Annotated in this window: 24 protein-coding genes; 5 read left to right on the top strand and 19 right to left on the bottom strand. The window is 42.5% G+C overall.

The features are described 5' to 3' along the window. The first annotated feature begins 1 nt into the window (after position 1). Both mnmC2 and JMX93_RS03525 read left to right on the top strand, forming a co-directional pair. Positions 2-2,098 carry a tRNA (5-methylaminomethyl-2-thiouridine)(34)-methyltransferase MnmC2 gene (gene mnmC2, locus JMX93_RS03530; protein WP_499203868.1) on the top strand — a complete coding sequence of 699 codons (2,097 nt, stop codon included), beginning with the start codon at positions 2-4 and terminating at the stop codon, positions 2,096-2,098. A 181-nt stretch (positions 2,099-2,279) separates the two neighbouring features. Further along, a complete protein-coding gene (locus tag JMX93_RS03525) occupies positions 2,280-2,918 on the top strand; it encodes a hypothetical protein (protein ID WP_499203867.1) in 639 nt (212 codons plus the stop codon). Between the two features lie 118 nt (positions 2,919-3,036). Here the strand turns inward: JMX93_RS03525 and JMX93_RS03520 are convergent, their stop codons facing one another. The 7 genes from JMX93_RS03520 to ffh all read right to left on the bottom strand — a co-directional run bounded on the left by JMX93_RS03520 (position 3,037) and on the right by ffh (position 9,534). Further along, positions 3,037-3,705 (bottom strand): DUF4112 domain-containing protein, encoded by a 669-nt coding sequence (locus JMX93_RS03520; protein WP_499203866.1) that lies wholly within the window; start codon positions 3,703-3,705, stop codon positions 3,037-3,039. Next, positions 3,698-4,615 carry a 4-hydroxybenzoate octaprenyltransferase gene (gene ubiA / locus JMX93_RS03515; RefSeq protein ID WP_499203865.1) on the bottom strand — a complete coding sequence of 306 codons (918 nt, stop codon included), beginning with the start codon at positions 4,613-4,615 and terminating at the stop codon, positions 3,698-3,700. The genes JMX93_RS03520 and ubiA overlap by 8 nt, the downstream gene beginning before the upstream one ends. A gap of 89 nt (positions 4,616-4,704) precedes the next feature. Then, positions 4,705-4,947 carry a hypothetical protein gene (locus JMX93_RS03510; protein WP_499203864.1) on the bottom strand — a complete coding sequence of 81 codons (243 nt, stop codon included), beginning with the start codon at positions 4,945-4,947 and terminating at the stop codon, positions 4,705-4,707. A gap of 97 nt (positions 4,948-5,044) precedes the next feature. Then, entirely contained in the window at positions 5,045-5,965 is a 921-nt protein-coding gene (locus JMX93_RS03505) for a class I SAM-dependent methyltransferase (RefSeq protein WP_499203863.1), read from the bottom strand. Positions 5,966-6,012: 47 nt separating this feature from the next. Beyond that, positions 6,013-6,855, bottom strand: coding sequence for an undecaprenyl-diphosphate phosphatase (locus JMX93_RS03500; protein ID WP_193011799.1), 843 nt, complete (start codon positions 6,853-6,855; stop codon positions 6,013-6,015). A gap of 79 nt (positions 6,856-6,934) precedes the next feature. Then, positions 6,935-7,618, bottom strand: coding sequence for a tRNA (adenosine(37)-N6)-threonylcarbamoyltransferase complex dimerization subunit type 1 TsaB (gene tsaB, locus JMX93_RS03495; protein WP_499204015.1), 684 nt, complete (start codon positions 7,616-7,618; stop codon positions 6,935-6,937). A gap of 374 nt (positions 7,619-7,992) precedes the next feature. Continuing rightward, positions 7,993-9,534: a signal recognition particle protein gene (ffh, locus tag JMX93_RS03490; protein WP_499203862.1), complete on the bottom strand. Its 1,542-nt coding sequence runs from the start codon at positions 9,532-9,534 to the stop codon at positions 7,993-7,995. A gap of 473 nt (positions 9,535-10,007) precedes the next feature. Here ffh and JMX93_RS03485 point away from each other — a divergent pair, with 473 nt between their 5' ends. Next, positions 10,008-10,799: a cytochrome C assembly family protein gene (locus JMX93_RS03485; protein WP_443215549.1), complete on the top strand. Its 792-nt coding sequence runs from the start codon at positions 10,008-10,010 to the stop codon at positions 10,797-10,799. Positions 10,800-10,916: 117 nt separating this feature from the next. Here the strand turns inward: JMX93_RS03485 and purU are convergent, their stop codons facing one another. After that, entirely contained in the window at positions 10,917-11,846 is a 930-nt protein-coding gene (gene purU / locus JMX93_RS03480; RefSeq protein ID WP_499203861.1) for a formyltetrahydrofolate deformylase, read from the bottom strand. Between the two features lie 184 nt (positions 11,847-12,030). Then, positions 12,031-14,427, bottom strand: coding sequence for a hypothetical protein (locus JMX93_RS03475; RefSeq protein ID WP_499203860.1), 2,397 nt, complete (start codon positions 14,425-14,427; stop codon positions 12,031-12,033). Between the two features lie 485 nt (positions 14,428-14,912). Here JMX93_RS03475 and rpmB point away from each other — a divergent pair, with 485 nt between their 5' ends. Together rpmB and rpmG are read left to right on the top strand one after the other, a co-directional pair. Further along, a complete protein-coding gene (gene rpmB, locus JMX93_RS03470) occupies positions 14,913-15,149 on the top strand; it encodes a 50S ribosomal protein L28 (protein ID WP_193011807.1) in 237 nt (78 codons plus the stop codon). Between the two features lie 138 nt (positions 15,150-15,287). Further along, the gene (rpmG, locus tag JMX93_RS03465; RefSeq protein ID WP_010201403.1) at positions 15,288-15,443 is read left to right on the top strand and encodes a 50S ribosomal protein L33; all 156 of its coding nucleotides are present in this window, start codon (positions 15,288-15,290) and stop codon (positions 15,441-15,443) included. Positions 15,444-15,550: 107 nt separating this feature from the next. On the opposite strand, the gene JMX93_RS03460 is transcribed toward rpmG, so the two are convergent. From JMX93_RS03460 to JMX93_RS03415, 10 genes are all read right to left on the bottom strand, one after another. Continuing rightward, on the bottom strand, positions 15,551-15,862 hold the full coding sequence (locus JMX93_RS03460) for a hypothetical protein (RefSeq protein ID WP_193011809.1): 312 nt from the start codon (positions 15,860-15,862) through the stop codon (positions 15,551-15,553). A 185-nt stretch (positions 15,863-16,047) separates the two neighbouring features. After that, positions 16,048-16,359 (bottom strand): hypothetical protein, encoded by a 312-nt coding sequence (locus tag JMX93_RS03455; protein WP_193011811.1) that lies wholly within the window; start codon positions 16,357-16,359, stop codon positions 16,048-16,050. A 121-nt stretch (positions 16,360-16,480) separates the two neighbouring features. Further along, positions 16,481-16,858 carry a hypothetical protein gene (locus tag JMX93_RS03450; protein ID WP_499203859.1) on the bottom strand — a complete coding sequence of 126 codons (378 nt, stop codon included), beginning with the start codon at positions 16,856-16,858 and terminating at the stop codon, positions 16,481-16,483. A 120-nt stretch (positions 16,859-16,978) separates the two neighbouring features. Beyond that, positions 16,979-17,671, bottom strand: a complete 693-nt coding sequence (rpe, locus tag JMX93_RS03445; RefSeq protein WP_193011812.1) for a ribulose-phosphate 3-epimerase — start codon at positions 17,669-17,671, stop codon at positions 16,979-16,981. Between the two features lie 114 nt (positions 17,672-17,785). Further along, entirely contained in the window at positions 17,786-18,067 is a 282-nt protein-coding gene (locus tag JMX93_RS03440; protein WP_499204014.1) for a TIGR03643 family protein, read from the bottom strand. A 304-nt stretch (positions 18,068-18,371) separates the two neighbouring features. Then, complete coding sequence (fghA, locus tag JMX93_RS03435) at positions 18,372-19,271, bottom strand: S-formylglutathione hydrolase (protein WP_499203858.1); 900 nt, start codon at positions 19,269-19,271, stop codon at positions 18,372-18,374. 214 nt (positions 19,272-19,485) lie between these two features. Further along, positions 19,486-20,967 carry a C13 family peptidase gene (locus tag JMX93_RS03430; protein ID WP_499203857.1) on the bottom strand — a complete coding sequence of 494 codons (1,482 nt, stop codon included), beginning with the start codon at positions 20,965-20,967 and terminating at the stop codon, positions 19,486-19,488. 342 nt (positions 20,968-21,309) lie between these two features. Then, positions 21,310-23,343 carry a molecular chaperone HtpG gene (gene htpG / locus JMX93_RS03425; RefSeq protein WP_499203856.1) on the bottom strand — a complete coding sequence of 678 codons (2,034 nt, stop codon included), beginning with the start codon at positions 23,341-23,343 and terminating at the stop codon, positions 21,310-21,312. A gap of 487 nt (positions 23,344-23,830) precedes the next feature. Beyond that, positions 23,831-24,649, bottom strand: a complete 819-nt coding sequence (locus JMX93_RS03420; RefSeq protein ID WP_443215555.1) for a thioesterase family protein — start codon at positions 24,647-24,649, stop codon at positions 23,831-23,833. Positions 24,650-24,663: 14 nt separating this feature from the next. After that, a complete protein-coding gene (locus tag JMX93_RS03415; RefSeq protein ID WP_193012528.1) occupies positions 24,664-24,909 on the bottom strand; it encodes a hypothetical protein in 246 nt (81 codons plus the stop codon). Between the last annotated feature and the right edge of the window lie 19 nt (positions 24,910-24,928).

Raw genomic sequence — 24,928 nt, 5'->3', positions numbered from 1 at the left:
TATGTCTAAATCCACGTTCGAATCAAAAGATATTTATACATCTTCTTCTACGCCCTCTAAAAACACTCAGTTACTAAGCACCCACTCATCAAATATCACCCCTGCCAAGATTGATTGGCAGATGGATGATACTGGTAATATGGTGCCGGTCTCTGGAGAGTTTGGTGATGTATATTTCTCGCACGCTGATGGCTTAGCAGAGTCGCGTCATGTTTTTTTGGCACATAACCAACTGCCTGAACGACTGGCCAATCTTGCGCCAAAGCAATGCTTTACGATTGCTGAACTGGGCTTCGGTACTGGACTGAATTTTCTTGCTACGTGGCAGCTATGGCAGCAGTTACGCGCACAAAATTCAAAGTTAGCAACTGCAAAACTGCATTTTATTAGCACTGAAAAGTTCCCGATACCCCTTGCCGACCTTACCCAAATACTCGCATTATGGGGACAGCGCGCGCCTGAATTGACAACACTGATTGAGCTATTGCTGGAGGCCTATCCGCCTCTTATCGCGGGTTGCCATCGTTTGAATTTCTTTGATGATAATTTGACCGTTGATATATGGTTGGGTGATGCTGCTGAGAGCTTAGCCAAACTGGCAAATAACCCTTCTAGCTCGCATGCACCTTATGTTGACGCTTGGTTTTTAGATGGTTTTGCGCCCTCTTGCAATAGTACCTTGTGGGCGGATAGTATTTTTGCACAAATGCAGCGCTTATCATGCCCCAATACGACTGCTGCCACCTATAGCTGTGCCGGTATCGTCAAGCGTGCGCTACAAGATTGCGGCTTTCAGATTAAAAAAGTGAAAGGCTTTGGACGAAAGCGAGAAATGCTAACGGCGATCATGACTGACGCTGCAAAGCTAGAAGAGAGCAATAGCGACTCTACTGACCACACTTACAATCAACCTGCCCATAATGCCCATAGCATTGTCATTGGTGCTGGCGTTTCAGGACTGCTAACCGCTTGGTCGCTGGCCAATCGTGGTATTCAAGTCACTTTGCTAGATAAATCAGCGCCTTTGACGGGCGCATCAGGTAACCCTCGCGCCCTACTTGCGCCCAAGATGACGCCCATTCATCATGTCGACGAACATTTGCATACCATAGGCTATCTCTATAGCAGTCGGCTATATCGACGCTTAAATATAGACGCTGAAAAATCAGGATTAGTGCCAATACTTGAACCAACAGGCGCTCTTGATCTGCTTATGAAAGCCAACATTGGCACAGAGCAAATTGCTGATTATCCCGATGAGATGGCCACGACATTATCCTATGAGCAGGCGCAAAATGTCAGCGGGTTAAAAACACAGGATTTATCAGAGAATTTATATTTACCAAAGTCTGGCTTGGTCAATCCACAAGCATTAAAAGCTACTATCCTGACGCATTCGCTCATCTACTTTCAGCAAGTAGACGTTAAGAGTATTAGCGAAACAGAAGCAAGTGTTTGTATTGAAGGCAATAATCAGGATAAGCAGGCGATATCCATTAACGCTGATAATGTGGTAATTTGTGCGGCTTTTGAGAGTCATCAGCTGGACAAGCGTATTTTTGATTGTCGTAAAATTCGCGGTCAGCTTTCTTGGTTTACGCCCACAACCGAGCAGCTCAAAATTTTACCCAAAATACCGCTTAAATACAGTGGCTACTGTGCATTATTTACCGCACAAGCAGGCGATGGACAATTGAACACTGTTGTAGAAGAGCAACCTCAGTTTTTACTAGGCGCAAGCTTTATACGTAATGATACCGACATAGATATCCGCAAAGAAGAGCATCAGATTAGCCGCGAAAAACTAGTGACTGCTATTCCCGAGATGGACTCGGTCATTCCATCAGATCTCAGTTTGTGGCAAGGACGGGCGGGTATTCGCACTCAAACGCCTGATTATCATCCCATCGTTGGCGTACTAGCAGACAGTAAACGAATTTGGGTGATGAGTGCCATGGGTGCTAAAGGGTATGCCATTGCGCCAATATGTGCCGAAGCGTTAACAGACATGATGTTAGGAGCATTTGCCCCCTTATCAACAGCGATGCTTGTGCGCCTGTCACCAAATCGCACACGCTTGCAGACACCGCTTACTTAACAAATTTTAGTCAAAGGTTTAGGGTCTGTCGAACATTCAAACATTAGAGCTGCTGCTCGCTAAAATCGCACCAAAAATTGATTTTCCAGTGTCAGAGTCGTTTGACGCTGAATGGGAAATTATTGATCTTAATTGTAGATGGTTTTACGTGATTTACTATGTTTAAATAAAAGCTCTACCAATGGATAGCCGTATTATTATGAAAGTCTATGCTCTTACAGTTGCAAAATCAAAACCGTATTTTCAGGTTGTTACTGCTATTTTTTTGAGTATCTCACTATTGAGTGCTTGCCAAAAAACACCAGAGCCTGAGACAGACAATGAGAGACCTCCAGAAGTAACACTACAATCAACACCTGTGACCTCTAACATCAATACGCCTGACGTTGCTGATGAAGCAGGAAATACCGCTGAAACTACTAGCCCAGAACAAGATGTGAGCTTAACTGAGCTAGAAAATGACCTTGATGCGACAGACTCGGCAGCAAACAATACTGCCCCAACACCAAATCCAGAACAAGCCATTAAAGGCGCGCAAATTACTGATGTCCGTTATAAAAATGCGGCTGGTGAATCACTCTCGGTCGTTTTTGAAACCTCAGCAGCAGGCGTGCTCAATGCGATCGTTACCCTACCCAACAAACCAAAAATGACACTAAGCGCACCAGAAGGTCAAGGTAACAACCCGACTTATCGATCAATCGATGGCAGTATCCAACTGGTCAGTCATGCGGGCGGTGGCAGTATTGATTTTATTAAAAATAATAAAGTCACTAGCTTTGATGCAGTCAGTGCGGAAGCAGAGGTCATCACTGAGTAATTGATTAAAAAATACAGCTTAGAACCTTTAAAAAGTTACGTAATAGAAATCTCTTAAGCATTAAAAAGGCGGCAAATATTTATGGTATTTGCCGCCTTTTGGTCCTATTAACTTATCTCTAGCCAAAACCAGTTACTTTTCCAAACAGACTGACCAGCCAACTGATTACTGCCCATAGTCCCCAACCAATCACCACAATAACGATTAATCCCAACAGATCAGGAATGTGCAAATACAACCACGCAACGAGAGGGTGACGCCAAAAGCGACTTTGCTGCTGTTTGTCTTCTAGCGATTGATGCAAAAACGGCCGATCCATATGCATCGTTTCAGTAATGCCATATTCATCGTGTAGATGCTCATGCACGATACCTAAGGTCTTACGACTGGGGCGAATAAAAATATCGAGCAGCGTCCCAATACCCGGTACGATACCAACAACCATGTCAATGAGTGCCAGTCTGACAGCAGGCGTCATTTTATGCGCTGGCACACCAAGCTGACGCCCTAATATAAAAGCATAGCTGGTTAAAGCCAGTCCTGCTAAATCTCCTGCCAGCGGAATCGTCGAAAGCGCCGCATCAGCACCCATGCCTTGTTTGGTAAAAGGCACACGTACCAGCGAATCCATCGTATTAGCAAACTTAGCCAATTTACGCTCGGTGGCAATCACTTGTTCGCGTGTTAGCCCATGCTCAGTCAGCTTTGCTTGGTAATCTATGACAGATGCATTGGCATCAGAATTCCTTTTCGCTTTTGACTTTGAAAGCTTTTTGAAGTTATCCATTAAAAGTCGTCCATAGACAAGCGATTGCGATGAGAGCAAAGATATAACGCCCTACCCATATATTGGCTAAAAACGCCTGAAAACAGGCTCTAGCATTACGAGTAGCACAAGCGCTGTTCTGTTTAGCAAACATCATCGCAACTAACGCCAAGCCAAATACTGGCGTCACGCCTAAGCTTGTCGGTGCAAAGTAATGCCAAATGACCGCACCCATAATAAGCAAAAACACTGTTTGTAGCAGCGAGATAATAATCACATCATAGCGACCAAATAATATCGCCGTTGATTTGACCCCAATTTTTAAATCATCCTCACGGTCAGCCATAGCGTACTGGGTATCATAAGCCACGGTCCAACACATATAAGCGACAAATAATAGCCAACACCAAATATCAGGCGCGCCTTGTATCGCTACATACGCCATCGGTATTGCCCAACCAAAAGCGGCGGCTAAAAACACTTGCGGCAAATGGGTAAAACGCTTCATAAATGGATAGATGAACGCCAATAGTACTGCGCCAAGCGACCAGTAAAATACCGCAATTGGCAAAAAGAACAGCAAGCTGGCACTGAGTAATACCAATATTAAAAAAGCAGCGATTGCTTCTTTGGCAGACAGACGTCCATCAGCTAATGGACGTCCTTTCGTGCGAGTCACATGACCATCGACCTTACGATCGGCAAAATCATTGATCGCGCAACCTGCCGCCCGCATAAAAATCGCGCCAAGGGCAAATATTACCCACACTTTAAGGCTGGGTAGACCTGCACTTGCACCTTGCTGCTGCGCTTGACCCATCGCCGCCAGCATTACGCCCCATAGCGTTGGCCATAGCAATAGCTCAATACCTACTGGCTTATCAAAGCGCGTCAGCTGCAGGTAGGCGTGTAGTTTGTCATCGAATGTCATGGTATTTTAATTATCACTGATAGAATATTCTGTATGCGTATTTTCATAAATGTCTGAAAACTACTAGATTGCATTAATAAATTGACGAACTAATGGATTTGTTGCCACAATTTATTTGCTTCGATGAGCGACAGCTCAGGATATTGCTTGCGTAAGGCTTTAATGGCAGGAATTTTGTCTTTTTGTGTGGCTTGTTGACGCAAAAAGGCCAAATAATCTTCAGGACGACTGAACTCTTTTAAACGGGCTTCCAGCCTTAATATTCGGGTGCGCAAAATGATATTTATTAATAATAACCCTGCACCCATGATCCAAATAATTAGCGTCGACATTCCCTGCTCCTAAATCCAATCATTCTCAATTTTGCAAACATAAATTTGCTAACTGCATATGCTAACTCAGCGCACTCATTAGTATAAAAAACAGACATCAAACAAAATAACCATCAAAGCGTACGGCTTCATTATGCCAGCTCTCACTTGGTTGTTGATGCGCAAGTAACGGCGCAAATTGCGGACGCTTAACGACCACACGCCCCTGTGTTTGTGTGTTTTGTCCGTTTTGACGGACTACTGCTTGCGCACTTTGTAGCAACTGTTTTTCTTGTTCTAGCGTTGGAGGGCTAGCCAATTGGTGTAATGCTTGCATATGCTTGCCCACTTTAGCACCTTTACCCGTTTTGCTATCTTGGTAACTGTCTTCCGGAAACATAGGGTCCAGATACACCACATCAATTGTTTTCGTATCTACTTCTTTAGTGTCATCTATTGTATCAGCTGCTAGAGTTGCAAAATAACCAAGCGCATCAGTATTGATAATATGCAGACGGCTCATCAGCTTTTGCCAATTTGCTAGCCCACTCATACGCTGCTGCTCTACTAACAATAACAATGCCATCAAGGGCTGCTGCTCGAGCATAATGACCTGTGCACCCGTACTGGCTAATATCAAACTGTCATGACCAAAGCCTGCTGTGGCATCGATAACATGACTATCCGACGTGATTTTAGCAGCTTGTAATAATAATTCAGACTTGCGCCCCGCACTCACCACACGGCGTTGCAGCTTATCCCATTCTGGTGCAACGCTTAACCCATCGCTCAGCCATGATAGCGTGTTTTTTTCATCCAACAGCAATATAGGTTGGGTAGCTGTCTGGCTTAATTGCTGGCGACGTTTTTGACTGAGCTTATCGGTAAACAGCTCAGTGTCTAAAATGATGGGCAGTTGATGGGCAGCTATCAACGCTTGTATACCTGCAACCTGACTATGCTGCGACTGGCTGACATAGCGTAGTTGGCAGTGCATCATATTACTACTCTCTTTGAACCCTTGGCGTGAAGCGGTCATCTCTACTTTCCTATTCGCGGCTTATAGACCCATTCCTACAATCGGCTCTAGCCTGCCATTTGATAACCAAAGCCCCAAGCCGCTATTAACACAATAACGCCAGTAATAATGCGTAACCACGCAAATATTTTAAAATCACGACGACTGACCCATTCTACTAGCAAACGGATACAGAGCAAGGCGACGATAAATGACACCACCGTACCTATACCTAATACCAGCCAATCCTCGCTATTGGTCAATACATCATGATGCTTCAGCAAATCCAATAATGCCGCGCCCATGATGACTGGAATACCCAAAAAGAAGGAAAATTCAGCGGAAGCTTTACGTGAGACGCCGAGCCATAGCGCACCAATAATCGTCGCGCCTGAGCGCGATGTTCCCGGTATCAATGCCAGACATTGGAACAGACCTATCATCAAGGCTGTTTTTAGACCCACATCCTCAGCTTCTTGCGCAATAATCGTTTTAGGGCGATTTTCTACATAGAATATCAATAAACCACCGATAATTAGCATAATTGCCACGACGATGGGATTAAATAAATATGATTTAATCTCATCAGCGAAGGTAAAACCAACGATCATCACTGGAATAGTCGCCACAATTAAGCTAAGTCCAAGCTGTCTTGGATTACTCATGCCTTCAGCTTTGCCTGTCAGCAGACCCATAAGCGCTTGCCATAGTCTGCCCCAATAATCATAAATGACCGCTAAAATAGCACCAAGCTGCACCACCACCACAAACAAATCAACTTTTTCTTTGGTCCAAAAGTCCATCAAATCCGCTGATAAAATCAAGTAGCCAGTGCTAGAGATGGGTAAAAATTCAGTGATACCTTCAACGATACCCATGATGACAGCTTGAATTAATAAAATGATATCCACGATGGCTTTCCTAAATATGAACCTGTTGGTTAATACCGTTTTTAGAGTATTTTTTTATTTTATATATCGCTGACGATGGCTACGCTTTACCTTGCTCTTTCAGTGTTTTCCACGCTTGATTGCGAAGATACTTTGGTAAAGCTTGCGAGGCTTCTGTGCCGCCTATCGCCATAAATTGAGCAACACCAAGCTGCCCTATCACAGTAGCGTCAGGGTGAATATATGCCTGAATTATCTGACCGTCATGTAATGTTAATAGCGGCGCACCATTACCAGCGATAGGAATATTAAGCACCGTCTGGCTGTCATAATCGAGCAACTGCTCGGTATCTTCGCCATTTTCTTGATTAACTGCCTGCATAAGGCTATCTATTAGCACATATTGCCCAAAATAAACTTGCTGCATACGCGCATCAAGGGCGCTATACACTTCGGTCAAACCATATTTTTGATACGCTGCTTGCGCAATCGCTTGTAGGCTTGAGACCCCCACACAAGGAATATCATGGGCGACAGACAACGCTTGTACCACTGCCGTATTAATCCTTATGCCGCTAAATGCACCAGGGCCGCGGTTAAATATCAAAGCTTGTAAATCAGCGAGGTTGAGCTTAGCCTCAAACAAAGCGGCGTCAATCATTGGCAGAATTTGCTGGGTTTGCTGGCGTTTACCCGTCTCCGTATGACTCGATAGCACTTGACCACTAGCATCTAAAATCGCGATCGAACACTGATCAAACACGGTATCCATTGCTAAAAACATCATAAACTCGGCCTATTCGCTTAGCATTATAAAACAGCGCCTATCATAGCATTTAGGATAGGCAAATTTTATTAATTTCTAAATTTTCATACTTAATCCATCAATATTTATTAGAACACGACAGACGTGAAAAACCCCAAAGCGACTTGCGCCTCGGGGTTTTTATTAACAACTTCTTATTAATACTAGGGCGTGTCCTCAATGCAATCGATTGTTATCTAAATGGGCTAAATTTTGCCAAATGTCGTCAAACAACTAGGTAATATCTCGATATTATCTGCGCTATTTTCCTTGTTTGACTACAATTTATCTCGTTTTTATCACCATTTTCAAAATGAGGGCACGCCCTAGCTGCTCATTGAATCAACGACCATTTAAAAACGGGTTTTAAACTTCTTTGGCGCTTGATTCTGCATTTGTTTTTGCATCTCTTCAGTGCTTGGCATATTGTTTGGATCCAGACCCATCTGCTTGGCCATTTGTTGTGGGTTCACGTCCTTGACGCCGCCTTGCTGACCGCCGCCGCCAAATAAAGGACCGCCACCGCTGCCGCCAGCACCGCCACCACCCATTAGCCCTTGCATCGACTTCATCATTTTACTGATGCCTTCAGGCTTAGAGATCATTTTCATCATTTTTGCCATTTGCTTGTGTTGTTTGAGCAAACGATTGACGTCTTGAATCTCACGTCCAGAACCTGCAGCAATACGGCGCTTACGGCTCGGATTAATCTTATCAGGGTTTTTGCGCTCAAATGGCGTCATCGAATTAATCAACGCTTCCATCTCACGTACTTTTTCTTCTGGCTTAGCATCTTCGACCGCTTTTTGCATATCCGAGCCGCCCATACCTGGCATCTTATCTAAGAAGCCTGCCATGCCGCCCATGCTTTTCATTTGCTGAAACTGGGTCAATAGATCCTCAAGGTCGAAATCACCGCCCTTTTGCATCTTTTTCGCCATTTTTTCGGCTTTATCACGGTCGATTTTTTGTTCAACTTCTTCGACCAAACTCAGTACGTCACCCATACCAAGAATACGCTGGGCGATACGTTCAGGATGGAACAGCTCTAATGCATCTAATTTTTCACCGCGACCTAAAAACTTAATCGGTTTGCCAGTAATCGCACGTACAGAAAGTGCCGCACCGCCGCGAGCATCACCGTCAGTCTTGGTTAAAATCACACCCGTTAATGGCAGTGCATCGTTAAAGGCTTTGGCGGTATTGGCCGCATCCTGACCCGTCATCGCATCGACGACAAACAACGTTTCAGACGGATTGACCGCTGCAGTTAGCGCCTTAATTTCATCCATCATGCTATCGTCAATATGCAAACGACCAGCAGTATCAATAATCAGAATATCTTGATATTGAATTTTGGCTTCCTCGATAGCACGCAACGCGATATCTATCGGGTTTTCATCAGTGCTTGAGTTGACAAACTTGGCATTCACTTGACCTGCCACTTGCTCAAGCTGGGCAATCGCCGCTGGACGGTAAACGTCAGCAGATACTAGCATGACCTTTTTCTTATGACGCTCTTGTAAAAACTTCGCCAATTTACCAGCCGTTGTGGTTTTACCCGCCCCTTGCAAACCAGCCAATAGATAAACAACTGGTGGCTTACCCGTCATCTCAAGCTGCTGATTAGCACTGCCCATCATTTCAGTCAGCTCGTCATGGACGATTTTGACAAAGGCTTGCCCCGGTGCTAACTCTTTGAGTACTTCTGCACCAAGCGCTTGCTCTTTGACGCGCTTTACAAAGTCACGGGTGACGGGTAGCGCGACGTCGGCTTCTAGTAGCGCCATACGCACTTCACGCAGGGTGTCTTTGATGTTGTCTTCGGTCAACTGCCCAGTACCGACGATATTGCGCAGGCTCGACGATAAGCGTTCTGTTAAGGTATCAAACATAAATAACTCTCAGTTAAAATAATTCTTGGTGAAAACAATACTTACTTAAAATAATGCTTACTTAAAACAATACTTAGTTAAACTGGCTTCAGCTCAAATGGCTGATAAATATTATTAGGGAATACTGCAAAGTATCCAATCGTATCTTGATAAAAGCAATTATAAAAAAACACTATATTATCAATACTATAGCATCAATACGACGTCAAAATTATAATGGTTTTGCAAATATAGCATTACCTAAGCTTGACGCATCGCTTTATGACTTATAAATAATCGCTTTATGATCTATGCATATTAGCGCTTATTCAAACAAACTCAGCCAAGCATTTATAAGTAATAAGCAAGATGGTGCTCAATTGGCACCCATTTTATGATAAATTGGACGATTATTCTAATCATTCCGATAATACCACTTTAGCATTAAATTGAGCGGCTATTTTGCGCTCAGTATGAGATGAGGCATTATATCTGTGCACCTTGCATTCTTACTTGCTAGCCTAGCTTATATCTTAGTCAGCGTTTACCTCAGTTGGGCGCTGACTCGGGATAAGCCTATCCATAAAGGCGTCAGTTTGGGATTACTGATGGTCGGCATGCTCGCGCATGCGGCGCTACTTTACCCTTATGTTGTTACGCTTTACGGGCTAAATTTCAATCTTTTTAATATCATTAGCTTAATCAGCTTATTCTTTTTGTTCTTCTATTTTTTATTTTGTTTATATCGCCCTATTGTTAGTCTAGGCATACTGGCAGCGCCAACAGCATTGGTAGGGTTGACAGTTGGCTATATTGGCCGTGCTCCTTATCAACCCATTACGAATATCAGTATTGGGCTTGAAGCTCATATATTACTATCACTTGCCGCCTATTGTGTGCTGCTGATGGCAGCGGTGCAAGCGCTATTTTTGCGCTTACAAATACGGGAACTCAAGCACCATTCTATTCATCGGTTTTGGGTCAACAAACTACCGTCACTGCAAAGTATGGAAAGTCTATTATTCGATATGCTGTTGGTCGGTTTTGTCCTGCTGAGTATCGCATTGGGCATTGGCTTTATCTATGTGGAAGACTTGATGGCACAGCATATTGTGCATAAAACCGTATTTAGCCTGCTGTCTTGGTTATTGTTTGGGGCACTTCTAGTCGGTAACTGGCGTGCTGGATGGCGTGGCAAACGTGCCGCCAACATTACTATTTATGCTTTTATCCTATTAGCCATTGGCTTTGTGGGCAGCAAGTTTGTGTTAGAGATGCTGCTATAAAATCCGCTTTGCAATAGGTTTAGAAAAAAGCCGCGAGTATTAATGAATAATACTCGCGGCTTTTTTTAACCTTCTTTTAACGAGTCCTTCCCAATTTGAAATCGCTCTAATTAAAGGCTAATTAAAAACCACGGTTTTATTACCCGCTACAATCACGCGGTTTTGTACATGCCAGTTCACAGCGCGTGCCAATACGTTGCGCTCGATATCACGGCCAATAGCTCGTAATTCTGTCACGCCTTGGCGATGAGTCACACGGTGGACATCTTGCTCAATGATAGGCCCTTGATCGAGCTCAGCGGTGACATAATGCGCGGTCGCTCCGATCAGTTTGACGCCTTTGTCATAAGCTTGGCGATAAGGGTCTGCCCCCACAAACGCAGGCAAAAATGAATGATGAATATTAATGACTTGCATCGGCCAGCGCTTGACAAAATCAGACGACAATATCTGCATATAACGCGCCAACACTAGCAAATCATTGCCTGCCATCAGCATATGAATCTGCTCTTCTGCCTCTGATTTATTGTCTTTGGTCACTGGCACATGATGGAAAACAATACCGAAGTTTTCTACCGATTGTCGCAGGTCTTCATGGTTACTGACGACAGAGGTAATCTCGCAATCAAGTAAACCTCGCTGATGCCGCCATAACAAATCCAACAATGCATGATCAAACTTTGATACTAAAATACCAACTTTCGTCTTAATCGCATTATCATGTAAACGCCACGCCATGTTATGACGCTTGGCTACCGTATGTGCAAAACTGGCTTCAAAATTATCAATAATCTCGCTCAACCCTGCCAAAGCAAATTCTAAACGCATAAAGTATTGACCGCCCTCATGAGCAGTTGAATACTGATCTAGCGTGATGATATTAGCGCCATAGCGATGAATAAACTCAGATACCGCTTGCACGATACCGGCTTGATCACGGCATTTAATCAATAGCGTGGCAGTATCAATTGCCGTCTTGTTAGACAGGTTACTAGATAGTTTATGAGATGAAGTTTTCGGTGAAGTAATCGTTGCAGTGTCTGACATAGTGCGCCCAATCAAAAAATTAAACTTGCTACTGACTTTCAATACGGTCATTAGCATAGGAAACCGACTATTCTAATCGCTTTTACATAACTTTGCTGATTGAGTTGGTTGTATTTCGTTATTGAGGTTATAAATACAAAAACCCCCAACACAGGGTTGGGGGTTTTTGTATTTATAATTGATTCTATTTAGAGCTAGAGCAACTTAAATCAGTACCAAATGGACTTGTCCAGTTTGGTCGAATTGGTGTGGCAATATTCACGTCAGTTACTAGAGTCGGGAAGCCTATCACGCGAGATTGCTGTGACTCACTACCATCTACACTGGTATTGACTGTAACGCTAGCTTTGTACCAGTTTGCATACTCTTTAGGGTAACGTATAGAGAAATCTACTCTACCAGTATCATCTGTTATAAAATTAAAATTCTGGCTAGAAGTTACTTCTTGACCATTCTCATTGATAACTGCCGCTACGTTAACAGGATCTAATTGACCGTTATTATTGAAATCTTCATTAGGATCTAAAATACCGTTGTTATTTTTATCTTCTTTGCCACAAGAAACCGAATCTTGGAACCAGACAGTCCTGCCAAACATATCTTTAATAATACTAAACTCACCTTTTAAATAACTATCAGGAATCAAATTAATAGAGACTGGCTGATTAATAGCTGGCTTACCAGCACTATTAAGCACGCTGATTGACCCTTTCTGGAAGTAATATACTTGGTTGCTACCTGCAGAAACTTTGTCTGCAAATGCAAAACTAATATAGGTCGACTTTGTTTGGACTGTAATTGCTGAACTATCTAAGAGTGTGTTTACTGCTTTTTCCTTACCGTCTGGCAATCTAATTGACTGAACCTGTGCTTCAATGACAACACCATCTGTACTTGTTGAGTTTTGGCCTGCATTATAAGTCGTTACAGCTCGGCCGTTATCATCAGTATACGCCACCGCTTGGCTTAAACTTCCACCAGATGCATCTCTGGTCGTCGTAAACTGTACGATAGCATTTTTGACAGGAGCATCATCCTTGTCCAAAACTCTAGCCATTACAGATGTAGAACCGCCCACACTTAAGACTGCACGCTCAATTTGTAGAATTAATTTTTTCGGCTCGATAGAGACAAAACTTAATACTGTCTCTTTACTATCATTGCCATACTCTGCTCTTACAGTTGCAGTTCCAGGTACATTAGATTCTACATAAAACTCAACCTTTTTACCTGTAACAGTCAATGTGCGACGCGAGCTTCCTTGAACATCATTCAATGATGCAAATATTTTGCCCTTATTTGTTGAGACATTAACGCTATCTCCATCGATAGCATCTGGCACACTCAAGATGACTTTCTGTCGATCACCGACAATAATATCTGTAGTTGGAGAAAATCCTATATTTGAGCTACTCGTAGATACTACCGTTAAAATATCAGGAATACGCTGGCTAACTTCAACGCCTTTCACCTCAAGACTAAATAAATAGTTATCATTTACTGGTTTTAAACTCGAAGCATTTAAGTCAACTACAAAGTTACCATTGTTGTCAGACTTCCCAACCCCAGCTTCCGTATCGTTGCTATAAATAATAAAATCAGCATTCGCAACTGGTTTTGCTGCGCCATCTAAGAGTTGACCAGATACTCTAAAATTATCTCCTGCATTTACTGCATTCTTAGAAGATATCACGTTACTTACACGGGTACCTGAAGCTATGATTGGTAAGTTTTGTTCAACAATACTGTTTTTACCATCATCAACGACAACGTTCAATACACTCTCGTGGTTCAGTTGAGCATCAACACTTACTCTACTTTGTATCAACTCAATTTCGATTAGCCCTTCATTATCTGTAAGCTGCCGAGAAGTGCCATTCAATGACAAACCATATAATGCAGCATCAGCAATACTGACGATGACAGGTACTCCTGCAATAATACCGCCTTTTTTATCAGTTACTCTAATACTAACTGTTGTCTTATCTTGGCCTGTCAATAGCTGATTTTTATCAGAGGAGATAAAAACATCATATACATTTTGTTTTTCAATATCAGCGTTGTCATTCGAGCCATATAGTTTAATAGATTTTTTGACATTGCCAATACTAGCTTCTACTGTCAATCCATTGTTTATAAGATAATCACTTTGCTCTTTAGATAATTGATTCAGCACCTCTAATCTAATTACTGCTTTGCCGTTTTCATCCGTGGTAATCTTGGATTGGGAGTTACTAAACACACCTGTAGCTTTAGGGTCAGTAATTTTAAAAGTTACAGGTTGCTCTGCTAGGTTACCATTATTTGCATCTAACACTAAGGCAGTCACTTCTATAGAAGCTCCCTTAGTCATTTTAATCCCACTATAATTAGAAGATATATATATTTCACTCGCTTTAGTAGCAGAATCACCTGGAGTCTGACCATCAGGGGTTACCTGCACTAAGCCTGTATCAGGAGTGGGTGCAATAGAATCTACAGTATCACCGCCACCACCACCGCATCCAGCTAGAGTTAGTGATATTGATAACGCCGTAAGCTGAAATAATTTAGAGGTAAAAGGTAATGAGCTATATGACATGTTTTGGACTCCGCGTCAGCAGTAATTTATTCGAGCAAATAAGCGAAAATCATTACACAGAATCATAGTAGATTGGTAATGATACATAGATTTACATTAATACCAGTTGTATTAACAGATTGTATTAAATATATAACAGCAACTTTACTGACTTTTGTTATAACTTACAACTAAAAATTAATCTTTACTATTAAATAATCAACAACATAGCCAGTGAATTTCAGGGTATAATAGCCATCCTTTAGATCGACAATAATCATAAAAATATTTGAGTATTCATCTCTTTTATGGTATAAATGTCGGCTTTAAAATTTTCTGAATTGGTCAGCCTGTTATTTGCCTTTAGATAGCAGTTTTACCAGCTCAACCTTCATATAGTTTTGTTTGGTGCAAAGCTGCCGCTTGCTGTGTCCATGCCGCAAAAACGTGCAACTTGCCCAGACTGGTATGAGAAAAACTCATACCTCATAGATTAGGAGTTCGCCATGTCTCGAGTTTGCCAAGTGACTGGAAAGCGCCCTATGGTGGGTAATAATGTTTCGCACGCAAACAACAAAACCCGTCGTCGCTTTCTACCAAACCTACACAACCATCGTTTTTGGGTAGAGTCTGAAAATCGTTTTGTACGTCTACGTGTGTCTACCAAAGGTATGCGCATCATTGACAAACTGGGTATCGATAAAGTGCTAGCAGATATGCGCGCACAAGGTCAAAAAGTATAAGTTGAGACTGGCAGCTTAATAGCTCGATAATTTTCGTCATTTAAGCTGCTTTTCTGCTACATCATTACATTTGTAGCTACTTAATATTTTAGATCCGTACCTATCGTTTGAAGACCCCTCATTTACAGGAAAGCTATCATGAGAGATAAAATTAAATTAGTATCAACAGCTGGTACTGGGTATTACTACACCACTACTAAAAATAAGCGCACTATGCCTGGCAAAATGGAGATCAAAAAGTTTGATCCAAAAGTACGCCAGCATGTGATCTTTAAAGAAGCTAAAATCAAATAACTTCCATTTTTATAAATGGTGTTATTTGAACAAAAAAAGGGTTTATCAATTGATAAACCCTTTTTTTATGGCTAAATTTTTAGCTATTTAAATCCGGAAAATTAAAATCAGCTATAGTGTGTCGGCTCTTTGTCATAGACATGCGCATGCCATTGGCTCATCTGCTTTTGCATAATGACCTGAATCGCTGCATGAATCATATGCTGACCTATCGCTTGCGTGTCACTACCGAGCAGCTCTTTAAGCTTTACAGAAAAATCAATGGTCATCAGCGGCGCTTCATCTTGCTCGGTGTCACGTAACAATAAGCGACCATCCTCTGCCTCTACCAACTCAAGGGTAGTCTCTTTGGCAAATCCTGCAAATTGATCCGTACTGTCGTTATCTACTTCTATATCATTATCGATATCATATGGCATGAATTGCTTCCTCATTGTCCCGTCTAATACTGGCAAGAAAAATCGCGCGTCGCAACATTATTGTTTTACAGTAATACGGGTAAAACTATCTTAGTCATACAATGGACGCTTTGGTCCTGAAATTCAAGGCTTGTCACATAAGTCTTCTACATAAAAGCTTTTTAGGCGTGCTATCGCTGATAGTATTAGCGCCAGTAGCGTAGTTTTGCCACAGTAAATAAGAAGGCGACAAACATACCGAGATAATACATGAGCTTTAACTCTAATGTCGGATCTCGATATTTAAATGGTAAGGCTACAGTAGCGGTGGCGGTCGGAAATATCAACAGCATAAGCAGCCAGTTTTCGATAACATTGAGCCAACCTTGTAAATCTGTACCATGACGCAATGACGCCAGTCCTAACAGCAAACAGGCGATAATTAAGCTGGTAAATAAACCATTTGGTAAGTCTTTTGGATAAATAATATTGGCAATATTGGTCGGTATGATTCTCATGTAAAATTCCAGTCACGCTTGTAGCGCGTGACTTAATGATTGAAAATTGTGTAGAAAACAGCCTATCATAAATATTGCAATGCACTACTTATTAAACAGCTTTATCTCTACTAATAAAACGCTAACTGTAAGTACCCATCAACCATAGCATCGATATACAAGACGTCAAATAGCCCAAGCTAATAGCATTCCAGCTCTCTATATGCATGCCTTTAACTTTGTTAAGTATCCGCGAACCTACCCAAAAAAACAGGGGAATACCCAGCATAAATGCCGGCACAATGACCGCAGCATGACGTAATACTTCACCAATGTCATCGCCGACCATTAGCCGAAAGCCATAACCCGCCAGACTTAGAACCAAGGCAAATACAGCTAAGCCAATGGTAATGCCCTTTGGCACCAAGCTGCGTTGCTGTGTCTCGCCCTGAATTGGCTGCTGAGTGCTTTGCTCTGACTCAGGTAACTCTGACGAATTGATTGAGTTTTTTGTGTCCATATTTCACCTTTACGTAACTTGCCGTTATGCATAGTTATCTGTTATACAGCACATTTTACTACTATTATTTTATGACCAAAATGACTTATGCACGCATTTATCGATCACATAACACTGTTGTTATCCGTTACCATTAGCCAAAGCCAACTCTTCACGCATAGCATCAATAGCCGCTTTATAGTCTTTTTGGTTAAATATTGCAGAGCCTGCAACAAACATATCAGCGCCCGCTTCGGCAATGGCTCGGATATTACTGGCTTTGATACCGCCATCTACTTCTAATCTGATATCACGACCACTGGTGATGATACGCTGACGGACTTGGCGAACCTTGTCTAAAGTGCTTTCGATAAATGACTGACCGCCAAAACCTGGGTTGACGCTCATCAGTAAGATTTGATCTACCTTGTCCATGACGTAATCTAAATAATGTAATGGCGTTGCTGGGTTCAATACTAAACCACATTCGGCACCGCCATCTTTGATCAGCTGTAAAGAACGATCAATATGCCCACTGGCTTCTGGATGAAAAGTGATAACACTCGCACCTGCTTCCAAAAACTGCTCAATCATGCCGTCAACTGGTGATACCATGAGATGAACATCGATAGGTGCATCAATACCATAATCACGCAGCGCCTTACAAATCATACTGCCAAAAGTCAGATTGGGCACATAATGGTTGTCCATCACATCAAAATGAATCACATCAGCACCTGATTCCAACACCCTTTCAACTTCTTCACCTAAACGTGCAAAATCAGCTGAGAGTATTGATGGGGCGATAAGATAAGGTTTAGAAGGAATAATCATAATTGAGCTACCTAATGTATGTTTGTATAAAAGTTCGATAAAAATAGAAAAGAGTTGCTAGCAGTGTTCATAACTGCTACGTATCTATAATAATAACACTGAGTATTTAAATGACTAGCGCGGCTTATACTGGGTTTTACAATAAGCGCGACTGACATCAAAGCCTCGTTTCGCCTGATGCTTGGTGGCTCGGTTGCTCACGCGCTGACGCCATAAGCGAAAAGATGATGGCTTTAGCGATTGGCGCATCAGCTTAATCACGCCTGCTTCATTGAGACCATAGCTATGCTCTATCGCGCCAAACGGCGTTCTGTCCTCCCATGCCATTTCTATCACTCGTGAGACTTGCGCGTCATCTAGCACTTTATCACCCGCTTCATTGACCGCTGTCGCGATAAGCTCATCTGAACTTACCTGTCTGTCATTTGAGCCAGTATGAATATCAACATGCTGATTATTTTTTAGAGCCGCCGCCATATCGGCTTGCATGATCGCAAGCGATGATTGAACGGTTTGCGATGTGTGAGTTAAACCACTACTCACTGATGCTGTCAGATTATTTACCATAAAACCTTACCTTTAAAGATGCTTAGCAGATATTCAGCCAACTTCTATTTTATATCAATAAGTGAGCTTGACTAAATAATCAGCTTAACTGACTGTCAATTTTATCTATCAGACTGTCAGTTTAATAATGGGCTTAGCTCATTTGTGCCATACGCCAGTGATGTTCAATATGATCGTTAATCACCGTTTGGATAAAATAGTAGCTATGATCGTGACCCGCCTGATAACGCAAGGTTAAGGGCTGATTGGCTTTGTCACAAGCGCGTTGTAATTTAGCGGTTTGTAGTTGACCCTCTGCTAAAAAATTATCAGCTGCGCCTTGATCCACCAAGATACTTGCATACTGCTGCCCCGATCTTTCAATCATCTGCGCGGCATCTGCCTGCGCCCATCGTGATTTATCATCGCCGAAGTACTCCGTATAAGCGGCTTGTCCCCATGCCGACTCACTGGCCGCACAGACAGGCGATAATGCTGAGACACTGACGAATTTTCCTGGAAACTTAAAGCCCAATAGTAATGCTCCGTGACCGCCCATCGAGTGACCTGTGACACCGATGCTATGGATAGGAAACTCAGAGCGTAACAAGTCGTATAACTCATCAACGATATAGCTTTGCATATTAAAATGCTTTGACCAAGGCGATTGCGTCGCATCAACATAATAGCTTGCACCCTGACCGACAAAATAACGCTCATCATTGGGCACTTCATTGCTATCACTGCCTTCACTACTTCTAGGAGAGGTGTCAGGTGCAATAAAAATGATGCCAAGCTCACTACATTTTTGCTGAAAATGTGCTTTATGGGTGACGTTATCAGCATTACAAGTGAGACCTGATAAGTATAGAATTGCCGGACAACGTCGACCAGCAAGCGCTTCATCTGGCATATAAATGCTAAAGGTCATCGGCGTTTTAGTCGATGACGACTCATGGCTATAGTAATGCTGCTCACCATCGAAACAGCGATTGACGCTGATCTGTGTGATCTTTGAGTTGGTAGATAAACTGTGTTTATAAGAATTATTCATGAGCGATATCCTTTTTATCCAAAGTAAAGTACACGATGACTTATAAAAAGCATTGATAAAGTAATATTAGTACTTTTCCAAAAGCACTTAGTACTCAGTCATTATACCATTCACAAAAATTAGAGTAGTAAGGAAAGCGAGTATCAGTATTACAGATTCTAGACTAAATAAGTTTAATACGGCTCATCGTAATTTTTGGGTTTGGGGTTTACTGTTAGTTGGCAGTGATTGCAGTACTAGCCGCTGGCTGATCAGAAGCACTATCCTCTGCGATATTAATGGCGATAGAATCGCTATCATTGATAATGCTGGCAACTGGTGGTCGGGTTTTATCAAACAATACTTGTTCAAACGCTGGCAAAGCGGTCTCCATCAGACTACCTATCACCATCTGTGGCTCTGATGGTTCAAAACCCATCGCACTCTCGCGCTCATTCACACGCAAACGAGCATCCTTAAAGGCAGATTCAAAACTGGTATTGCCACGCAGGCTTTCAGCGAAAAATGCTTGCCCAAAATAGGTCATCTCAGCAGTATTGGTACAGCCAAATGATGCCTTATCCGCCGCTGACGCGGTAATCACCACCGTGGTTGGAGAGGCCAATTCTTCGATAAATGAGCCTGAATAGCAGGCGGATACCACAATCACCCGCCAGCGAATACCTGAAGCGTCCAGCGCCTCCCGTAACCATGCGGCGTCTAGATTTTCCATTGCCAATGGTGGATTTGCTAATTGAATGATATTTTCGTTACCGTGTGAAGACAAAGTCAGAAATAACACATCCTCATCGGCATTCATCTGCTGACCAATTTTCTTTAATCCACGCAAAATGCTGGTTTTGGTGGCGATGGGCTCATCTAGCCAACTATAGGTATTATTGATCAACGAGAGTGAATGTCCACTGGTGCCAAAACGCACATCGAACAGCTCACGCACTTTATTAATCTCAGAGCGAAAAACGTCTTGACCAGAGAATCCTGCCACTCCCATAAAATACCAGTCGGTCTTGCCTAAAATGCTAGGATCGATACTATTTAATGCTTGCTGTAGCAAACGAGGCTGCTCATATAATGCTGCTTCTGCTAAAACAGGCTCGACAGGAATCTGCTTAAATATCGGTTGGTCTGCGACATTACGCTGCCAAATCGTCAATAGTGCGACTGCACCTACCAATACAATGACCCGCTCCCACCACGGTATACGTAGACGACGAAAAAAAATCCATAATAATGCTAATGTCTGCCATAAAAACAGCACTAAAAACAGTATGGGTAAAAGCGCATAGCTCCAATCTGGCAACCAACCATAACTGCCCACAAACTGCACCAAGCTTTGTAATAGTGCAGATAAGGTATCAGCCACTAACCACAATACCACGGGCACAAACATCAGCGTTTGATTGCCAGCGCGCCGTGCCAAAATGATGCCGCCCAATAAAATTATCATCGGCCAAATCAAGTAGCTGACCAACCCTTGCTCATTAAAGATACTGCCATTTTCCGCGGCCAACCACGAAAAAAGCACGTTGCTACCAAGCGCTAAGAGGGCAAAGACAGCAAATTGAATAAAGGTCGGTTTTACCCAAGAAAACGCGCGCGTCGACCCTACTAGCATCCACAAGGTTGCAATAATATTGGCAGCGAAATTGAGTGAAAAACGCTGAAGCGATATGGTTTTTAACGACGCAAGTGACAAAGACTTAAACCTCTAGCCAGCCGAGAAAAGAAAGTGAGTTGATGATGACTTTTGGTGTGGCAGCTACTAAATGTCGTTAATTCACATTTTTTTATATAGCGTATGGACATCAATATGACATTCAATTCACAATGAGATGATCATAAGAAACGAATAGCACAGACCAAAAATATGACTAAATAGTTTAGCTCGCTAATCTAACGAGATTGTAACGGATTGTCGGTCAAGAGGATAAGGCTGATTTGTAAAATTCGCTTAAATTGGGTTGAGAACATATAAAAAAGAGGTCTTGAATCCAAGACCTCCTTTTACTTCAATAATGACTATATTAAAGACCCAATGCTATCTCATTAAAAGCTCGTTAACACGTTTTAAATAAGCGGCTGGATCATCTAACTGACCGCCATCTGCTAGTAATGCTTGGTCAAAAATAACTTGCGCAAGCTTATCAAAATCGACATCAGATTGCTCACTACTTTCAAGCTTTTTAATCAATGGATGATCAGGATTAACTTCAAGCGTCGGCTTGCTTTCTGGCACATCTTGACCCATTTGCTTAAGCATTTGAATCATTTGTGGTGATAACTCACCTTCACCAACGACCAAGCAAGCAGGACTATCAACCAAACGCGTCGATACTTTAACGTCTTTGGCACGTTCACCTAATGCTGTTTTTAGCTTATCAACGACAGGCTTCATGGTTTCTTGAGCTTTTTCAGCTTCAGCTTTTTCGGCATCGTCTTGCAAGTCGCCCAAATCAACCGCACCTTTGGCGATGTTTTGTAGCGATGTCTCATCAAATGAGGTCAAGAAGTTCATTGCCCACTCATCAACACGGCTAGTCATCAAAATAACTTCGATGCCTTTCTTTTTGAACAGCTCAAGTTGAGGGCTGTTCTTTGCTGCCGCTAAATTGTCAGCTGTTAGATAATAGATGGCTTTTTGACCGTCTTTCATACGCGCTTTATAGTCTTCAAAGCTGGTCGTCACACTATCTTGAGTACTGGTTGCATAACGCAGCAATTTGGCAATACGTTCTTGATTGCCCATGTCTTCGCCCAGACCTTCTTTAATGACATCACCAAATTCAGCGTAGAACTGCGCGAATTTTTCTTGCTTATCACTGTCTTCACTGTTGGCTAGACTGGCAAGCAAAGTCAAAATACGACGCGCGTTACCATCACGGATAGATTTCACATCACGCGACTCTTGTAATAGCTCGCGGCTAACGTTCAATGGCAAGTCAGCTGAATCAATGACCCCTTTGACAAACCGCAGGTACATCGGCAATAATTGCTCAGCTTCATCCATGATGAATACGCGTTTAACATAAAGCTTTAGACCATGCTGCTGCTCACGAGTATACAAATCTACAGGGGCTTTTTTAGGAATATACAATAGCTGCGTATACTGAACACGTCCTTCGACACGGTTATGCGTCCATGCTAGTGGCGCGTCCATGTCATAGGTAATATTTTTATAAAAATCGATATACTCTTCATCTTCAATCTCAGAAGCTGAACGTGTCCATAGCGCGCTGGCTTTATTAATGGTTTCCCACTCATCGGTCAATACCATCTCGCCACTAGCAGGTGCGTCGTCATTCTCATCTTCCTTGACATCTTCTTGCCAAACTTCTTTACGCATCTGAATCGGCAGACTGATATGGTCTGAGTATTTATTAACCAACTGCTTAATTTTTCCACGGTCTAAATAGCTGTCTTCGCCCTCACTATATTGTTCTTTTAAATGCAAAGTAATGGCGGTGCCGCGTGTCGCTTTATTGATCGGCTCAACCGTAAAGCTACCCGTACCATCTGATACCCAGCGCACGCCTTTATCCGCAGGCTCGCCAGCTTTGCGCGATTCAACACTGATAGTATCGGCAACGATAAAACCTGAGTAGAAACCAACACCGAACTGTCCGATTAATTGACCATCTTGTTTCTGAGATTCAGATAGGTTGTCTAAAAATGCTTTAGTACCAGACTTGGCAATCGTGCCTAAGTTTTCGATGGCGTCGGCTTCATTCATCCCGATACCGTTGTCGGTAAAGGTAATGGTTTTAGCATCTTCATCGACAGCAATGCGAATTTTTAGCTCACCATCGTCTTCATAAAGGCTGTCATCATTGGTCGCTTCAAAGCGCAATTTATCACAAGCATCAGAGGCATTTGAGACTAGCTCACGCACAAAGATATCCGAATTAGAGTAAAGCGAATGCGTGACTAAGTGTAGCAGTTGCGCCACTTCTGCTTCAAAGGTATGTTTTTTTAATTCAGGGGTGCTTTCATTAGCGGCACTGTCATGAGCAGTGTCTTTATTAACATTAATATCATCAACATTTTTATTGTCTGCTGGGGTCTGTTCACTCATAAAAAACTCCTTTAATTTATGTCAAAAACTTATTATAAAATAGCAATCATTCGACTGTCTCTACTCAGATGCAAATTAAGCAGTTCAGTTTCGAATATCGCTGAGCTGTTTATACTAATAGGGGCGTAGCAGAATATTTCAAGCTAAAAAGCATAATTCAACAAAAACACCGCCCTAGTTTCCTAAGGCGGTGTCGTCATTGCGATAATAGGTTAGCAATGTCTAATGGCAGTCATATTTTGTGGTTAGATACGATTACAACCCATTACCATTGATTTGTATCATTAATTGATTAAATTCTTTGGTTTTTTTCAGAACAACCTAATTTGCTTTTGAATCATCCAAATGTTTTATTTCTTGGAATGGTTGTTATTAGGATGGCTGTTATTAAGAACGATAAATATTCACAGCGCAAGCACTTTCGATCAGCCTTACCATCACTTTTTTGAAGCCAATCAACGATATCAAATCAAATACCGCTGAGCAGTTAACGCGGCATCGGACGAATCGTCAAAATTTGCTCACTACGACCAAAAGGGCCATGGAGATCATGCAACACAGCACTGGTCAGCCCTATGCCATCAGCGCCATACTGTTGCACCGCTTCGATGCCAAGCCAGCGACCTTGCGGCGCGCGATGCATATGAATTTGCAAATCTGTATTGGGGAACATCCATTCTAATTCTGACAAGCCAAGCCCAAGCCGCGGCACAACGCCATTGGCCGTATCGACCATGCCCAATAGATGCACCAAGTCATCAGTTGGCTCGCCCTCGATCATCTCCACATCATTGGTGATCCAGACCATACCGCGGCCAGGGCGACGCTGCGTATCATCAGCGACCAAGCGCACGCTCTCAATAAAACCGCCTGGCCAGCCTTTCATATCTTCCCAAATGGGCAACTCTTCAGGTTTATGTGCCGCTTTTTGGTCTTCAATGCCTGCAATCTCGCTGGTATCTTGGGTCATTAGACGCCATGCCCGCGCAATAATCGCATCACGGCCGCGACTGCTCATGACTGCTTCAATAAGCTCAATAGTCTTGCCCGGACGAATACAACGCGTGGTAATAGTAAAATCATCCAGTGGAATCAATCCTAAAATATCAAGACTAATGCGCGCAATACGCATGTTTTCTTGCGGCTCATAACCATTGAGCTCAGCTGTGAGCAATCCTGTCGCTGGTGCCATATGCTGTTCATGCTCATTCCAAGCGCCTTGGGCATGTTTAGTAGGCTGATAATGTGCAACATTGACGCCGTCTTCTCGCTGTTCGCATTTGATAAATTTATAATAAGCTGACATGACTGTCCTATGGTTTATTTAATAAGCTCTTGTTGTTTTAATTTAAGAACCTGACGACTCTTAATGACAAAAAATAATGCAATGACCATCGCGGCAATTAATACGGCATAAAAAACATTCTTTTCTTGCATAAAATGCACAATATTACTGCCTAGCACGAATCCCACCACGACGATGACAAACAGATTCACTTTCAATTGTTTGTTAACCTCAGCGAGAGTGGCTTCTGCCAATACAAATCCTTTTTTTTGCTTTTTCATTTTACGTTACCTATTAGAT

The organism is Psychrobacter muriicola 2pS, from assembly GCF_904846535.1.
In the GTDB taxonomy this organism is placed as follows: Bacteria; Pseudomonadota; Gammaproteobacteria; order Pseudomonadales; family Moraxellaceae; genus Psychrobacter; species Psychrobacter aquimaris.
This window is presented reverse-complemented; position numbering and strand designations above follow the sequence as displayed.